At 66.3% G+C, this 15,511-nt stretch carries 16 protein-coding genes; 11 read left to right on the top strand and 5 right to left on the bottom strand.

The window, feature by feature from the left end:
- The first annotated feature begins 82 nt into the window (after positions 1 to 82).
- Positions 83 to 2,998 (top strand): DNA topoisomerase III, encoded by a 2,916-nt coding sequence (locus FHW64_RS24365; protein ID WP_184530800.1) that lies wholly within the window; start codon positions 83 to 85, stop codon positions 2,996 to 2,998.
- Between the two features lie 17 nt (positions 2,999 to 3,015).
- Positions 3,016 to 3,180: a hypothetical protein gene (locus tag FHW64_RS24360; protein ID WP_184530799.1), complete on the top strand. Its 165-nt coding sequence runs from the start codon at positions 3,016 to 3,018 to the stop codon at positions 3,178 to 3,180.
- Between the two features lie 9 nt (positions 3,181 to 3,189).
- Here FHW64_RS24360 and FHW64_RS24355 read toward each other — a convergent pair whose 3' ends face one another.
- The gene (locus FHW64_RS24355) at positions 3,190 to 4,071 is read right to left on the bottom strand and encodes a gamma-glutamyl-gamma-aminobutyrate hydrolase family protein (RefSeq protein ID WP_184530798.1); all 882 of its coding nucleotides are present in this window, start codon (positions 4,069 to 4,071) and stop codon (positions 3,190 to 3,192) included.
- Between the two features lie 164 nt (positions 4,072 to 4,235).
- On the opposite strand from FHW64_RS24355, the gene FHW64_RS24350 reads away from it, so the two are divergent.
- Entirely contained in the window at positions 4,236 to 5,291 is a 1,056-nt protein-coding gene (locus FHW64_RS24350; protein ID WP_184530797.1) for a sugar phosphate isomerase/epimerase, read from the top strand.
- 9 nt (positions 5,292 to 5,300) lie between these two features.
- On the opposite strand, the gene FHW64_RS24345 is transcribed toward FHW64_RS24350, so the two are convergent.
- The gene (locus FHW64_RS24345; protein WP_184530796.1) at positions 5,301 to 6,344 is read right to left on the bottom strand and encodes a S1C family serine protease; all 1,044 of its coding nucleotides are present in this window, start codon (positions 6,342 to 6,344) and stop codon (positions 5,301 to 5,303) included.
- A gap of 381 nt (positions 6,345 to 6,725) precedes the next feature.
- On the opposite strand from FHW64_RS24345, the gene infA reads away from it, so the two are divergent.
- From infA to FHW64_RS24325, 4 genes are all read left to right on the top strand, one after another.
- On the top strand, positions 6,726 to 6,992 hold the full coding sequence (infA, locus tag FHW64_RS24340) for a translation initiation factor IF-1 (RefSeq protein WP_184530795.1): 267 nt from the start codon (positions 6,726 to 6,728) through the stop codon (positions 6,990 to 6,992).
- A gap of 7 nt (positions 6,993 to 6,999) precedes the next feature.
- Entirely contained in the window at positions 7,000 to 8,406 is a 1,407-nt protein-coding gene (gene dbpA, locus FHW64_RS24335) for an ATP-dependent RNA helicase DbpA (RefSeq protein ID WP_184530794.1), read from the top strand.
- Positions 8,407 to 8,442: 36 nt separating this feature from the next.
- Positions 8,443 to 8,613: a hypothetical protein gene (locus FHW64_RS24330; RefSeq protein WP_172843947.1), complete on the top strand. Its 171-nt coding sequence runs from the start codon at positions 8,443 to 8,445 to the stop codon at positions 8,611 to 8,613.
- Positions 8,614 to 8,706: 93 nt separating this feature from the next.
- The gene (locus FHW64_RS24325; protein WP_184530793.1) at positions 8,707 to 9,036 is read left to right on the top strand and encodes a hypothetical protein; all 330 of its coding nucleotides are present in this window, start codon (positions 8,707 to 8,709) and stop codon (positions 9,034 to 9,036) included.
- Here the strand turns inward: FHW64_RS24325 and FHW64_RS24320 are convergent.
- Complete coding sequence (locus tag FHW64_RS24320; protein WP_184530792.1) at positions 9,033 to 9,728, bottom strand: TetR/AcrR family transcriptional regulator; 696 nt, start codon at positions 9,726 to 9,728, stop codon at positions 9,033 to 9,035. The two genes, FHW64_RS24325 and FHW64_RS24320, sit on opposite strands and share 4 nt — an antisense overlap.
- Positions 9,729 to 9,825: 97 nt before the next feature.
- Here FHW64_RS24320 and FHW64_RS24315 point away from each other — a divergent pair, with 97 nt between their 5' ends.
- The 3 genes from FHW64_RS24315 (at position 9,826) to FHW64_RS24305 (ending at position 11,938) form a co-directional block, all read left to right on the top strand.
- Entirely contained in the window at positions 9,826 to 10,782 is a 957-nt protein-coding gene (locus tag FHW64_RS24315) for a VOC family protein (protein WP_184530791.1), read from the top strand.
- Positions 10,779 to 11,690, top strand: coding sequence for a c-type cytochrome (locus FHW64_RS24310; protein WP_184530790.1), 912 nt, complete (start codon positions 10,779 to 10,781; stop codon positions 11,688 to 11,690). The genes FHW64_RS24315 and FHW64_RS24310 overlap by 4 nt, the downstream gene beginning before the upstream one ends.
- 62 nt (positions 11,691 to 11,752) lie before the next feature.
- Positions 11,753 to 11,938, top strand: coding sequence for a hypothetical protein (locus FHW64_RS24305; RefSeq protein WP_184530789.1), 186 nt, complete (start codon positions 11,753 to 11,755; stop codon positions 11,936 to 11,938).
- A gap of 11 nt (positions 11,939 to 11,949) precedes the next feature.
- Here FHW64_RS24305 and FHW64_RS24300 read toward each other — a convergent pair whose 3' ends face one another.
- A complete protein-coding gene (locus FHW64_RS24300; protein ID WP_184530788.1) occupies positions 11,950 to 12,261 on the bottom strand; it encodes a plasmid stabilization protein in 312 nt (103 codons plus the stop codon).
- A gap of 229 nt (positions 12,262 to 12,490) precedes the next feature.
- Here FHW64_RS24300 and FHW64_RS24295 point away from each other — a divergent pair, with 229 nt between their 5' ends.
- Positions 12,491 to 13,219 (top strand): GDSL-type esterase/lipase family protein, encoded by a 729-nt coding sequence (locus FHW64_RS24295; RefSeq protein WP_184530787.1) that lies wholly within the window; start codon positions 12,491 to 12,493, stop codon positions 13,217 to 13,219.
- On the opposite strand, the gene FHW64_RS24290 is transcribed toward FHW64_RS24295, so the two are convergent.
- The gene (locus FHW64_RS24290; RefSeq protein WP_184530786.1) at positions 13,160 to 15,511 is read right to left on the bottom strand and encodes a helicase C-terminal domain-containing protein; all 2,352 of its coding nucleotides are present in this window, start codon (positions 15,509 to 15,511) and stop codon (positions 13,160 to 13,162) included. The genes FHW64_RS24295 and FHW64_RS24290 overlap by 60 nt on opposite strands.

The following is a 15,511-nucleotide window of genomic DNA, read 5'->3' as shown; positions in this document are numbered from 1 at the left end:
CGAAGTCTGATAGTTTGAATATGTACGCATGCGCGTGCGTGCGCGCACGCGAGAAGCGCCAGATTGTAAGGATGACGAGTCAATGAAGACTTTGGTGATTGCAGAGAAGCCATCGGTGGCCCAGGACATCGTCCGGGCACTCACGCCCGTGGCTGGCAAGTTCGACAAGCACGAAGAGCATTTCGAGAACGAGAAGTACGTTGTCACGAGCGCCGTGGGCCACTTGGTGGAAATCCAGGCGCCGGAAGAGTTCGACGTGAAGCGCGGCAAGTGGAGCTTCGCGAACCTGCCGGTGATTCCGCCGCGCTTCGACCTGAAGCCGGTCGACAAGACCAAGACGCGCCTGGCCGCGGTGGTCAGGCAGGCCAAGCGCAAGGACGTGACCGAACTCGTGAACGCCTGCGACGCGGGCCGCGAAGGGGAACTGATCTTCCGGCTTATCGAGCAGTACGCCGGTGGCAAGTCGCAGCTGGGCAAGCCGGTCAAGCGGTTGTGGTTGCAGTCGATGACGCCCCAGGCGATTCGCGATGGCTTCGACCAGCTGCGCAGCGACCAGCAGATGAGGGGCCTCGCCGACGCGGCGCGTTCGCGGTCGGAGGCCGACTGGCTGGTCGGCATCAACGGCACGCGCGCGATGACGGCTTTCAACTCGCGCGACGGCGGGTTCTTTCTCACGACCGTGGGCCGCGTGCAGACGCCCACGCTCTCAGTGGTCGTCGAGCGCGAAGAGAAGATCCGCAAGTTCGTGAGTCGCGACTACTGGGAAGTGCACGGCACCTTCCTCGCCGAGGCCGGCGAGTATCCCGGCAAGTGGTTCAACCCCGAATGGAAGAAGCCGCCGCCCGGACCGGACGGCGTGCCTGATCCCGAACAACGCGCCGATCGCGTCTGGAGCGAGCGCGAGGCGCTCGAGGTCGCAGAAGCCGCGCGCGGCAAGGTCGCCAGCGTCACCGAAGAGAGCAAGCCCACCACGCAGGCATCGCCGCTGCTGTTCGACCTCACTTCGCTGCAACGCGAGGCCAACAGCCGCTTCGGCTTCAGCGCGAAGACCACGCTGGCGCTCGCACAGAGCCTCTACGAGCGCCACAAGGCGCTGACCTATCCGCGTACCGATTCGCGCGCGCTGCCTGAGGACTACCTGCCGGTGGTCAAGCAGACGATGGGCATGCTCGCCAACAGCGGTATGCGGCATCTCGCGCCGTTCGCGCAGCAGGCGATCGACGGCAACTACGTGAAGCCAACGAAGCGCGTCTTCGACAACGCCAAGGTCAGCGATCACTTTGCGATCATCCCGACGCTGCAAGCACCGAGCGGCCTTTCCGACGCGGAGCAGAAGCTGTACGACTTCGTGGTGCGGCGCTTCCTGTCGGTCTTCTTCCCGAGCGCGGAGTACCAAGTGACCACGCGCATCAGCACCGTCGAGCATGCGGGCAAGAAGTATCCGTTCCGCTCTGACGGCAAGGTGCTGGTCAAGCCGGGCTGGCTGGCGATCTACGGCAAGGAAGCCCAGGACGAAGAGAAGGAAGACGAAAAGGACGGCAAGCGCCTGGTGCCAGTAAAGCCTGGCGAACAGGTCAAGGTCCAATCTGCAGAGATCAAGGGCCTGAAGACCCGTCCGCCAGCGCGCTATTCCGAAGCCACGCTGCTTGGCGCGATGGAAGGCGCGGGCAAGACCATCGACGACGACGAATTGCGCGCCGCCATGCATGAGAAGGGCCTCGGCACGCCAGCCACGCGCGCGGCCATCATCGAAGGCCTGCTGACCGAGAAGTACATCCATCGCGAAGGCCGCGAGCTGATCCCGACGGCGAAGGCCTTCCAGCTCATGACGCTGCTGCGTGGCCTCGGCGTGGAGGAGCTGTCCAAGGCCGAGCTCACCGGTGAGTGGGAATACAAGCTCGCGCAGATGGAGCACGGCAAGCTCAGCCGCGAAGCCTTCATGACCGAAATCGCGGAGATGACGGAGCACATCGTCAAGAAGGCCAAGGAGTACGACCGCGACACCGTGCCCGGCGACTACGTGACGCTGCAGACCCCTTGCCCGAACTGCGGCGGCGTGGTCAAGGAAAACTACCGCCGCTATTCGTGCACCGGCAAGCCCGGGCAGGAGCCCTGCGGCTTCTCGTTCGGCAAGTCCCCGGCGGGACGCACCTTCGAGTTCGAGGAAGCAGAGCAGTTGCTGCGCGACAAGCGCATCGGTCCGCTGGAGGGCTTCCGCTCCAAGGCGGGCTGGCCGTTCACCTCGGAGATCGTGCTGCGCTACGACGACGAGGCGAAGAACTGGAAGCTCGAGTTCGACTTCGGCGACGACAAGAACGCCGAGACCGGCGAGATCGTGGACTTCGCGGGCCAGGAGTCGCTCGGACCGTGCCCGAAGTGCGGCGCACGTGTCTTCGAATACGGCAGCAACTACGTCTGCGAAAAGTCCGTGCCGACGAACGAGCAGCCGACGCCGAGCTGCGACTTCAAGACCGGCAAGATCATCCTGCAGCAGCCGGTGGATCGCGCACAGGTCGAGAAGCTGCTCAGCACGGGCAAGACCGACCTGCTCGAGAAGTTCGTCTCGATGCGCACGCGGCGCGCGTTCAAGGCCTTCCTGGCCTGGAACAAGGACGAAGGCAAGGTGACCTTCGAGTTCGAGCCGAGGGAAAGCAAGTTCCCCCCGCGCAAGACCTTCACCAAGGCCGCGCCGGCTGCGGCGAAGAAGGCGGCGCCCGCCAAGAAGGCCGCGGCGAAGAAAGCCGCGACGCCCAAGGCGCCGCGCAAGCCTGCCGCGGGGCTCACGCCCAGCGACGCACTCGCCGCGGTGATCGGCACGGAGCCCGTGCCGCGCACCGAAGTCATCAAGAAGCTGTGGGACTACATCAAGGCCAATGGCCTTCAGGATGCGGCCAACAAGCGCGCCATCAACGCGGATGCAAAGCTGAAGCCGGTCTTCGGCAAGGACCAGGTCACGATGTTCGAGCTGGCCGGCATCGTCGGCAAGCACCTGAGCTGATCAAAGGAGTTGTTCGAATGAAGCCCTCTGTCACCGCATTGCTCATGCTCTGCATGTGCCTGTTCGCGGGCTGCGCGTCGAAAGGCTCGAGCAGCGGGGGCGCGTCCTCGGGCGGCAGCGGCATCACCATCTTCGGCGACATCGACGCGGGCGTCAGCGGCTCTCGCAACCAGAGCCGCTGAGCGAAGCACTCAGCGCATCAGCAGCGCCTGCCGCAACAGGCGCGCCGCGCGGTTGCGGATGCGTCCCGGCGCCGCGCGCAGCGGACCGTGCGAGCTGACCTTGGCGGTCGCGCATGCCCACAGGAAGTCCTCGAGGATGGCCGTGTCGTCCAGCGTTTCGGTGCTGCCGTACTTGTGGAATTCCGGGTGCCACTGCGTGGCCGCGATGTAGCTGCGTCCCCGATCGGGCTTGCGCCGGATGGCTTCGGCGACATGGTCCGGAATGCTCCAGGCATCGACCTCGAAGCCCGGCGCGAGATCCTTCACGCCCTGGTGATGGATGCTGTTGACGCGCGCCGTCTCCATGCCGGGGTAGAGCTTCGACAGCCGCGAGCCCGGCGTGACCTTGATATCGTGGAAGTTCTGGTCGTATGCGACCGGGTCTCGATGCCGCTGCGCGTTGGGATGCTGGGCCTCGATGTCCTGGTAGAGCGTGCCGCCGAACGCCACGTTGATCAGCTGCAAGCCCCGACAGACGCCGAAGATCGGCTTGCCGACCTGCTCGAAGGCCTCCACCAGCGCGAGGTCGTAGAGGTCACGTACGCGGTCGCCGATCCATGCGTCCTTGAGCGGCACTTCGCCGTAGCTGCCGGGCCAGACATCGGCGCCGCCGTGCATCACCACGCCGTCGAGCCATTCCGCGTAGTGCGACAGCTTGGTGTCGCCGCGCGCGGTCTCGCCGGTGGGGCAGGGGACCATCACCACCATCGCACCGGCAGACATCAGCCAGTGCGCGATCGACTGCTCGACGTACTGCAGCGTCTTGTTGGTGAACAGAGAGCGTGCCGGGTCCGCGTGAGAGAAACAGGCTGAAAGGCCGATCTTCAAACGGCCGGATACGGTTTGTGCCATCGTATTCCGGGAAACGTGTGGCTGAGCCACGCTGTTGACTTGGCGTTCATTCTGAAACGATTCTGCGACCGCTGCACGGCGGCGATGACCGCAAGGCGAAGTCGGACGACGCTCGCAATGCGCCCGCAATGGCATCATCGCGAGCCCAACGCAGGAGACAAACGATGAAGACCATCAAGGGGCCGGCAATCTTCCTGGCCCAGTTTGCGGGCGATGAAGCGCCCTTCAACTCCCTCGACGCCATCGCCGGCTGGGCCGCGGGCCTCGGCTACAAGGGCGTGCAGATCCCGAGCTGGGATGGCAGGCTCTTCGATCTGAAGAAAGCTGCGGAGAGCAAGACCTACTGCGACGAAGTGAAGGGCACACTGGCCGGGCACGGCCTGGAGATCACCGAACTTTCGACGCACCTCCAAGGGCAACTCATCGCGGTGCATCCCGCCTACGACGCAGGCTTCGACGGCTTCGCCGCGCCGGAAGTCCGCAACGATCCGGTCAAACGTCAGAAATGGGCGGTCGAACAACTGCACTTCGCCGCGCAGGCTTCGGCCAACCTGGGGTTGACTGCGCATGCGACCTTCTCGGGCGCGCTCGCCTGGCCGTACCTCTATTCATGGCCGCCGCGTCCGCCTGGCCTCATCGAAGAAGCGTTCGACGAACTCGCACGCCGCTGGAAGCCGATCCTCGACCGCTTCGACGAAGTCGGCGTCGACGTCTGCTATGAGATCCATCCCGGCGAGGACCTGCACGACGGCGTGACCTACGAGATGTTCCTCGAGCGGGTGAACAACCATCCGCGTGCCTGCCTGCTCTACGACCCGAGCCACTTCGTGCTGCAGCAGCTCAACTACCTCGACTACATCGACCACTATCACGAGCGGATCAAGATCTTCCACGTGAAGGATGCGGAGTTCAATCCGACCGGCAAGCAGGGCGTCTACGGCGGCTTCCAGTCCTGGCTGAACCGCGCGGGCCGCTTCCGTTCGCTCGGCGACGGGCAGGTGGACTTCGGCGCGATCTTCTCGAAGATGGCCGCCTATGACTTCCCCGGCTGGGCGGTGCTCGAATGGGAGTGCTGCCTCAAGCACCCCGAGGACGGTGCGCGCGAAGGCGCCGAGTTCATTGCGAGCCACATCATCCGCGTGGCGGACCGCGCCTTCGATGACTTCGCCGGCGGCGGCGTCAACACGGCGGCCAACAAGAAGATGCTCGGAATCGGCTGACTGCGCGCGTCAGATGCCTTCGGGCTTGCGGAGCGTCTGCATGCGGTCGATCGAGTGCACCTTGATCTTGCGCACTTCCGAGCCCTGTTGCACCGTGAGCTCGACGTCGCCTTCGGCGACCGATCGCTTCCAGAGCTGCTTGTAGAAGGCCTCGAGCGTCGTGACCTCGATGCCGTCGATCTCCAGCACCACATCGCCGGGGCGCAGGCCGGCTTCGATGGCCGGCCCCGCGCGGTCGACACGCACGATCTCCACATGCCCGTCGCGCTCGGACGACGAGACCCCAAGCCACGGCCGGATGCTTGCGCGCGTGCGGCCATTGGCCTGGAGCTCCGTCAGAACCGGCCGCAGCAGATCGACCGGCACGAACATGTTCCCCGGCAGCGTGCGCTCCGGACCTGCCGCCTCGAGCACGAAGAGGCTGCCGATGCCGAGCAGCTCGCCGCGGCTATTGAAGAGCGCGGCCCCGCTGTGATTGGCCACGGGTGGGCTGGTGAAGATCGCGCTTTCGATGTGGTATTCCCAGTAGCCCGAGAACGGTCGCGTCGCGACCAGCCGGGTGAAGCCCACCTCTGTGCCGCGACTGCTGCCGGTGGCGACGAGCAGCGGCTCTCCCTCCTTCAGGCTGGCGACGCCGGCCATCGGCACCGGCTCGATGCCCCGAAGTGGCACCAGGGGGCGGATGAGGCCGAAGCCGGTCGCGAGGTCATAGGCGACTTCCCGCGCCGGCAGCACGCGGTCGTCCTGGGTGACCACTTCGATGGTTTCCGCCTCCAGCAGCAGGTAGCCGATGGTGAGGATCAACCCGTCCTGCCCGATCACCACGCCCGAGCCCGAACGCCGCTGGCCGAGGCTCTCGGCGGACGTCGCGCCTTCGGTCGCCGTGACATTGAGCGCCACCACCGCATCGCCGGCCCGCTTGAGCGCACGTACCTGCGCGTTCATCGCCGCGGTGTCGGCCGGCGTCGCAGCCATTGCCGAGAGGCCGAGCAGCGCGGCCATGCATACGACAACACTGCCGAGCCATCGAACGATTGATCCTTGCGTTCGCATGACCGCGCTCCTTGGAACGATGGTCCCCCATGGTGCGCCGCCGGGGCGCCGCCCGCAAGCCCGCGCCGGCTGCCGGCGCTCATCGGCAGCCGGGCGAGGGCGCCCTTCCAAGCAACAGTTATGCCAGTCGAGTAGAATGCCGGGTTCACTTCGATACCGCGACGAAGCATTTCGTCAGATCGCCGGCAGGGTTCGCATTCGGTTCGAAACCGCGAGACCCCTGGATGTCCAGACCGGCTCGCTCCGCTCACTGCCTTCGTACCTTGTTGAAGCGAACGGCGCTCAGTCCGCTTCGGAGGGCGCGCATGGCCCCGGCCGGGCCACGCTTGAACCGGCCGACCGTTTTCCTGTCCAATCACGACAACCATTCAAAGGTAATTCATGCCCAAGGAAGAACTGATCGAAATGAACGGCGCAGTCACCGAAGTGCTGCCCGACTCCCGCTACCGCGTGACCCTCGACAACGGCCATCAGCTGATCGCCTACAGCGGCGGCAAGATGCGCAAGCACCACATCCGCATCCTTGCCGGCGACAAGGTCTCGCTCGAACTCTCGCCCTACGACCTGACGAAGGGCCGCATTACGTTCCGTCACCTGGAACGCCGCGGTCCTCCGCCGGTGGGTGGCAACAACCCGCAACGCCGCTGATCTCGCAGTGACCGGTCCGGCCGCCGATTTCGCGCAGCTCCCGCTTTCGCCGCAAACGCTGGCGAATCTGGCGCAGCTCGGGTACGCGCAGATGACGCCGATCCAGGCGGCCAGTCTGCCGTCGGCGTTGCTCGGTAAGGACCTCATCGCGCAGGCCAAGACTGGGAGCGGCAAGACGGCCGCCTTCGGACTCGCGTTGCTGGCCAATCTCAATCCTCGCCGCTTCGCGGTGCAGGCCCTGGTGCTGTGTCCGACCCGCGAACTCGCCGACCAGGTCACTACCGAAATCCGCCGGCTTGCGCGGGCCGCGGAAAACATCAAGGTGGTCACGCTTTGCGGCGGCGTCGCGCTGCGGGGGCAACTGTCCAGCCTCGAGCATGGCGCCCACATCGTGGTCGGCACGCCCGGCCGGATCATGGACCACCTCGAACGCGGCAGCCTCGATCTCGAAGCGCTCAACACGCTGGTCCTCGACGAAGCCGATCGCATGCTCGACATGGGCTTCTTCGACGACATTGCCAAGGTCGCGCGGCAATGCCCTGTGCAGCGGCAGACCCTGCTGTTCTCGGCCACGTACCCCGAAGGCATCGAACGGCTGAGCGCGCAGTTCATGAAGAACCCGCAGCAGATCACGGTGCAGGCGCAGCACGAGGCCGGCAAGATCCGCCAGCGCTGGTACGAAGTGCTTGACGACGAGCGCCTGCACACGGTGAGCCTGCTGCTCAACCACTTCCGTCCACTCAGCACGCTTGCGTTCTGCAACACGAAGCAGCAGTGCCGAGATCTCGTGCAGGTCCTCCAGTCGCAGGGTTTCAGCGCATTGGCGCTGTTCGGTGAGCTGGAGCAGCGCGAGCGCGATCAGGTGCTCGTGCAGTTCGCGAACCGGAGCTGCTCGGTGCTGGTCGCCACCGACGTCGCGGCGCGCGGCCTCGACATCGCGCAGCTCGAAGCGGTGATCAACGTCGACGTGACGCCCGACCCCGAAGTCCATATTCACCGCATCGGCCGCACCGGCCGCGGCGAAGCGGAAGGGCTTGTGCTGAACCTCGCCGGCATGGACGAGATGGGCAGCGTCGGAAAGATCGAGCAGTTGCAGGGCCGCGAATCCGAATGGCACCCGCTGGCCGAACTCACCGCAGGCAGCTCCGCCAACGTCGCGCCGCTGCAGCCGCCCATGGCCACGCTCCAGATCACGGGTGGCCGCAAGGAGAAGATCCGCGCCGGCGACGTGCTGGGCGCACTCACCGGCGAGGCCGGCTTCACCCGCGAGCAGGTCGGCAAGATCAACGTGAACGACTTCTCCACCTACGTGGCGGTCGACCGCAGCATCGCGCGCGAGGCCGTTCGCAGGCTGTCCGCGGGCCGCGTCAAGGGCAAGACCGTCAAAGTGCGGCTGCTCGAGGATGTGGCCTAATTACGCTTTTCGCTTTCTCATCAACCAGAGCTTTCCATGTCCAACAAAATCCGCACCGAAGCCGACCGCAAGGCTTCTCCCAAGCCCGTTCCGATGCCCGGCTACAGCCTGCCCAAGATGGGTGGCGGCCAGAAGGTGAGCCTCGAGCGCGGCACCGCGACGCGCAGCAAGAAGAACCCCGGCAAGCGCGCCAAGAAGGGCGGCTGATCGTTTCGCCGGTCCGGCGCGTGTGTGCCGGCACCCGCTGAACATCGCAGAACGCGCCTCCGGGCGCGTTTTCTTTTGGAGCTTCCGCAGCACATGTCCGACGACTACCAGATCGACATTCCGCCGTCGTTCTTCGCGATCTACACCGATCGACGGCAGCGCCTCTCGGAGCCCCTCGCCGTGGTGCGGGAGCGCTACGAGGTCTGCGAGGACCTGGCCAACCATCTCGTGCAGCAGGCGCTGACGCTCCATCACGTCGCGGTGCCGTCCGAGGAGGAGATCCTTGCGAAGATCCACGCAGGTCTCGCGGCGGCCGGATCAGGCTTCTCGCCCGCCGAGGCGCAATGGGTCACGCGACGCCTCGCCGAGCTGCTGAACTGGCGCGATCCGTCGTTCGACGAACCGATCGACGGTCTTGGCTAGGCCCTTTTGCGCGTCGCCTTCCTGGCGACAGGCGCCCCGACCGCCTCCATCGGCGGAAAGGCCGGCAGCGGCCGGGATGCCACTTGCTTCGCCGCGGCCCAGTCCATGCCCAATCCACGCAGGAGACAGGTCGCCACGTCGCGCCCATGCTTGTCCGACGCGCCACCGAGGGCCACGGAGCGCATCGCCTGCTGCACCGTGCCGTTGATCATGTCCATCGCCGCCGCCTCGCTCGGCACGCGGAACGCCTTCTGCTTCACGCCCACGCGAAGGTCAGCCAGCACGTAGTCGCGGATCTCCGTCAGCATTTCGGGCGCGGCCACCGAAACCTCCATCAGCATCAGCGCCCATTGAGGGCTTTGCTCGGCAAGCCAGATGTAGCGCTGTATGCCGATCGCCATGCGCTGCGCGCCTTCGGCCACGCCTTGCTGACTTTCGGTGATGCGCCGGCACAGGGTGTCGGCCAACAGCATCGCAACACCGCGCGCAACATCCTCCTTGGTGTTGAAGTGGTTGTAGACGGTGCCAGTCGTCACACCCGCGACCGCGGCGATCTCCTGCATCGTCGCATCGACATAGCCACGCGATCCGAAGACCCGGATCGCCGCCTGAACGAGCTGCACCCGGGTGCGCTCGCGCTTGAGCAGGCCGGGACGCGCGCGCCACACACTTTCGGCCAGGGCCTCTGGCAAAGGTGCTATTGACCCAGCACCAAAATTCACGAGATCATCCATTTTTGCACGCCGCATTCAATTTTGAACGAACCACCCATTTGAAGAGGAGTTTGCCATGTCTCCCGATCTCCGCCTCGGCTATCTGGTCTTCGAAGTGCGCCGTCCCGTGCGATGGACCGCCTTCTGCGAACACATGCTGGGTCTTCCGGCGCCGGTCGCCAATGCGGACGGCAGCATGGGCTGGCAACTCGACGATGCCGCCCAGCGCCTGATCGTGCGCGAAGGCGCCGCCGACGACCTGGCAGCGCTGGGTCTGCAATGCGCCAGCGAAGACGTGCTCGATCGGCTGGTACGTCGTCTGCACGCCGCGGGCTGCACGGTAGAGACGGGTGACGCAACACTTTGCCAGGCGCGCCGCGTGCAGCGGCTGCATCGCTGCATCGATCCATGCGGCAACGCCGTCGAGCTATTCACCGGCCCCGAACGTGCGGCCGCTTCATTCAAGTCCGCAGCCTTCCCCGAGGGCTTCCGCACCGGCGATCTCGGCCTTGGCCATGCGGTGCTCGTGTCGCATGACATCGAACGCATGGAAGCGTTCTACGTCGACCTGCTCGGCTTCGGCGTGACCGAGCGGCTCGCCACCCGCGTCGGCCCGATGGACATCCGCGGCGTGTTCCTGCACTGCAACCAGCGGCACCATTCGCTGGCGCTCTTCGACATGCCGCTGCGCAAGCGCATGCATCACTTCATGCTGCAGGCCGAGCGCCTGTGCGATATCGGCCTCGCCTTCGAGCGCGCGCGTCTTCACAAGGTGCCGCTGAGCCTGGAGCTCGGACAGCATCCTGCGCCGGACAGCACGTTCTCGTTCTACGGCGAAACGCCATCGGGCTTCGATTTCGAGATCGGCGCCGGCACGCAGTCGATCAACCCTGAAGGCTGGGAGACGCATCACACCGACGTCACGAGCACCTGGGGCCACAAGCCCAGGCTGCGCCTGCAGCTGAAGATGGCGGCCGGCTTGATCGCACAGAAGATGTCCGGCGGGGCCCGACAGACGAAGGAGATGGCATGACCGGCGCGAAGGGCAGCCGCTGGCTCAAGCGCATCGTCATCGCGCTCGTCGCGCTGATTGCACTGGCAGCGATCGCGATCTTCGCGGGGGACCAGATCGGGCGCGCGAAGATGCAGCGCAAAGTCGATGTCGCGGTAAACGGCGTGCCGTTCCGCAATGACGCAGCGGCCGTGGAGCGCGGACGCTATCTCTTCGCCTCGCGCGGTTGCGTCGACTGCCATGGCGCCAACGGAGGCGGCGCCACGTTCGTCGATGACGGCAAAGGCCTGCGCATCGCGGGACCGAACATCAGCCCCGGCCCGGGCAGCGTCGTCGTCGGGTACACACCGGCGGACTGGGAGCGAACGATCCGCCACGGTGTCAATCCGCAAGGGCGCGCGCTGATGGTCATGCCGAGCGAGGACTACAACCGCTTCACCGACGACGACCTCGCTTCGCTCGTGGCCTACCTGCGCCAGATCGCGCCGGTACCCGGCGGTGGCCCGGTGCTCGAACTCCCGCTGCCGGTACGCGTCCTCTACGGCTTCGGAATGATCCGCGACGCGGCCGCGAAGATCGACCACACGCGCCCGCCCGAGCAACCCGTCCCCGATGGCGTGACCACGACGCACGGCGCCTATGTCGCCAACATGTGCCTCGGCTGCCACGGGGCGAAGCTCGCCGGCGGAAAGATCCCCGGCGGCCCGCCCGACTGGCCGCCCGCGGCGAACCTCACGCCGGGCGAAGGCACGGTGATGACGCGCTACCCCGACGCTGAAGCCTTCGCGCACCTGTTCAAGACCGGGAACCGACCGGACGGCACGGCGGTGAAGGTCATGCCCTTCGGCTCGCTGCGCGAGATGAGCGATACCGACGTGCGGGCGCTGTTCCTGTACCTGAAGACCTTGCAGCCGATGCCGCACGGCTGAAGGCTCTTGCTCAATCGGCTCGCGGCCCTACGATCCAGACCATTGCCCCAAGGAGGCCCGCCATGAGCAATGAGCTGCGCAACAAGCTGCACGAACTGCAGCAGCTATCGACCAACGCCGCCGATCCGCAGACCGGCGCAATCATCGAGGCGCTGCGGCTACAGACCGCCATCCTTAACGAACGGCTGTTTCGCATCGAGCTGCAGCTCAGCGAGGTCGTCAAGCGCCGAGACGCCGACACCGCCTGAGCGGGCGGCACTCAGCCCCGGTGCTCGGCGTTGCGCTTGCGCGTGGCGGCGGCCTTCTTCGCGGAGGCGGAGCGCTCGGCGGCACTGCGCGATGCGGAGGCGGCGCCGCCCAGGCGTCCACCCTTGTGGGCCGGCGCGTGGTTCTCGGCCTTGCCGCGGCCGGAGCCGCTCTTCTTGCCGCCACCGGTTTCCGCATTCACCGTCGCCCAGGCGCGACGTTCGGCCTCGCCCTTCGCCACACCGCGATGCTCGTAGCCCTTTTCGATGTGTTCGGCCTGACGCTTCTGCTTGTCGGTGTACGACGACTTGTCACCTCTTGGCATGGTGCAACTCCTTCTGTGGATGAGGTGCTTCATGGTTGGCCCGACGCGCGCCATGTGAGTAGGAAGACCAAGCCGGCCTTAGTCAGCGAGCGCTTGCACGACCGCACAGGGGCTGGCCTTTCGGCCGGTTCCTACGTGCGCGCGATCCGGCTACCGTTACGCTTTGAGACGAAATCAAGGAGCGAGCGTGAAACGCGCAAACATTGCCGCTTTGACGGGGCTGTCCTTAGTGGCCGGACTTGCAGCTGGGACGGCAGGTTATGCGGCCCTCCGGCTCGCACGGTCCGCGAAACTGGCAGCCCGTGACCATGCGTACGACCGATTCGCCGAGGCCGAAGGCTCGCGCCTGCTGGTGATCGGTGACAGCACCGGCAGCGGGGCCGGCGCGAGCGATCCGCAGTTCAGCCTTCCGGGGCTGCTGTCACGCGCCAATCCATCGCTCACGGTGACCAACCACGCGCAGCCCGGCGCGCGCTTCGAGAACTTCCTGGCACAGCTCGAAGGCGACGAGCCCTTCGATGCGGTGCTGGTCCTCGGCGGCGGCAACGATGTGATCCGCATGACGGGCTTCGGTGACCTGCGGCACACCGTGGAACGGGTCGCGCAACGCGCCCGGGTGCGGGCAGGCATCGTGGTGTTCATGCCGCCGGGCAACCTCGGCAATGCGCGGCCTTTCCTGCCGCCGTGGGACTGGTGGATGGCCTACCGCTCGCGCAGGCTGAATGCGATCGTCTCGGAGGTGGCGCGGGCCAACGGCGCGCTTTGCGTCTCGCTCTATCAGGAGCGCGAGGATGATCCCTTCGCGCGCCACCCCCGGCGCATGCACGCCAGGGACGGACTCCATCCGAGCGACGCGGGCTACGAGCTGTGGCAGCGCGAGCTCGAAACGCAGGTGCAGCTATCGGCCAAGCTGCGCAAGATCGGGCGGACCGCCGCGCGGCGCGGTGCCGACTTCTGACGCGAACATCGGCTGCACGCGCCACCACGCCGGCAGCAGCTCGCGGATCTCCTGTCTGGCGAACCGATCGTCGAGCAGGTAGAGCACGCCCGCATCCGTCTCGGTGCGAATGACGCGGCCGGCGGCCTGCACCACCTTCTGCAGGCCGGGATAGACGTAGGTGTATTCGTAGCCGTCGCCGAAGAGCGCTTCCATGCGTTCGCGCATGACCTCGTTGGGCTCGTTGTGCTGCGGCAGGCCGAGGCTCGCGACGAAGGCCCCGACGAGCCGATCGCCCGGCAGGTCGATGCCCTCGCCGAAGGCACCGCCGAGTACCGCGAAGCCGATGCCCTGGCCGCCCAGCCTGAAGCGCGCGAGGAAGGCATCGCGGTCCGCCTCGCGCATGCCGCGCGACTGGGCCCATGTCGGCACGTCGGGATGACGGTCGGCGAAGGCGGCCGATGCATCCGCGAGGTAGTCGAAGCTGCTGAAGAAGGCGAGGTAGTTGCCCGGACGCTGCGCGAACTGGTCCGCAATGATGTCCACCAGTGCCGCAAGCGAGCGAGGCCGGTCGCGAAAGCGGGTCGACACATCCATGGCCACGCGCACCGTGAGCTGCTCGCTGCGGAAGGGCGAATCGACGTCGAGCGTCGCCGTATCGTCCGGAAGCCCGAGCGTGTCGCGGTAGAACGAGAAGGGCGCGAGCGTGCCCGAGAAGCAGGTGGCCGACGCGCAAGCGCCAAAGCGGCCCGAGAGGAAGGGCGCCGGAACGAGGTTGCGGATGACGAGCACGCGTGCTCCGTCCGCACCCAGCGTGCATTCGAAGACCGAGTGCCGCGCGAATGAATCCACCAGCCGCGCGAACCGCAGCACATCGAAGAAGCACTGCTGGAGCGGGCCGAGCGGCTCGTTCGGATGGGCGGTGAAGTGCTCGGCCATCACCGCGACCGCATCCAGCAGCGCACGTGCGAAGGCCTCGGGGATCTCGTCGCGCGCCTCGTAGGCGGCAATCTGCTCGCGCTGCAGCAGGCGCCATTCGCGATCGAGGCTGCGCAGGGCCTTGCGGATTGGCACAGGGGCTTTTTCCATCACGCCATCGATCGCGCCCGACGCGAGTTCCGCCGAATACATTCCTCGCGCACGGTCCAGCAGGTTGTGCGCCTCGTCGACGAGCAGGGCGACGCGCCAGTCTTCTTCCTTCGTCAGTGCATAGAGGAAGGCGCTCCCGTCGAAGTAGTAGTTGTAGTCGCCGACGATCAGGTCGCTCCAGCGGACCAACTCCTGGGCGAGGTAGTAGGGGCAGACCTCGTGCTGCAGCGAGATGCGCCGCAGCTCGACGCGGTCGAGCCAGCCGGATCGGACTGCCTCGCCACGCGCGGCGGGCAGGCGGTCGTAGAAGCCACGCGCCAGCGGACATGCGTCGCCATTGCAGGCGCGTCCGGGATGCTCGCAGGCCTTCTCGCGTGCGGCGAGTTCGAGCACGCGAAGAGGGGCGCGTTCGCGGCCGAGCGTGCGCAGCGTATCGAGCGCCACCGCGCGGCCCGAGGTCTTCGCGGTAAGGAAGAAGACCTTGTCGAGCTTCCGCGTAGGCCGCGCCTTCAGCAGAGGAAAGAGCGTCGCCACCGTCTTGCCGATGCCGGTTGGCGCCTGTGCCAGCAGACAGCGGTCCGAGGCGGCTGCGCGGTACACCGCCTCGGCGAGATCGCGTTGCCCGGGCCGGAAGTCACCGTGAGGGAAAGCAAGCACCGCGAGCGCCTCGTCGATGTCTGCCCGGTGCCTTGCCTCCTGCGCGGCCCAGTCGAGATAGCGACCGCACAAGGTCTCGAAGTGCGCGCGCAGCTCATCACGCGTGCAGGTCTCCTCCAGCACGGTTTCCTCTTCGCTGTCCAGGTCCAGGTACACCAGCGCCACGCCGATGCGCTGGTGCTCGTCGCGTTCGCAGAGCATCCATGCATAGGTCTTTGCCTGAGCCCAGTGCAGTGCGCGGTGGTTGGACTTGATCGCGGCGAACTCGCCCCGGAAGGTCTTGATTTCCTCGACGCGCTGGCGGTGCGGGTCGTAGCCGTCGGCACGACCACGGACCGTCAGGCGGCTCCACGACGCTTCAAGGATGACTTCGCTTTCATAGGCGGGCCCCCGGCGGTTCTGCACCAGGCGATGGCCGCCTTGCCCCTCCTGGGCGCTCGGCACCGGCACGAAGCGCAGGTCGAGATCACCCGCCTTCGCGGCGAAGGCGCACAGCGTCTTCACCGAAACGGTGAGTGCCGTCGGCGGATCTTCGTCAGTGGATGGATCGGGGGAGGAGGGGAGCAT

Source organism: Variovorax sp. Sphag1AA (assembly GCF_014192575.1).
GTDB lineage: Bacteria > Pseudomonadota > Gammaproteobacteria > Burkholderiales > Burkholderiaceae_C > Variovorax.
This window is presented reverse-complemented; position numbering and strand designations above follow the sequence as displayed.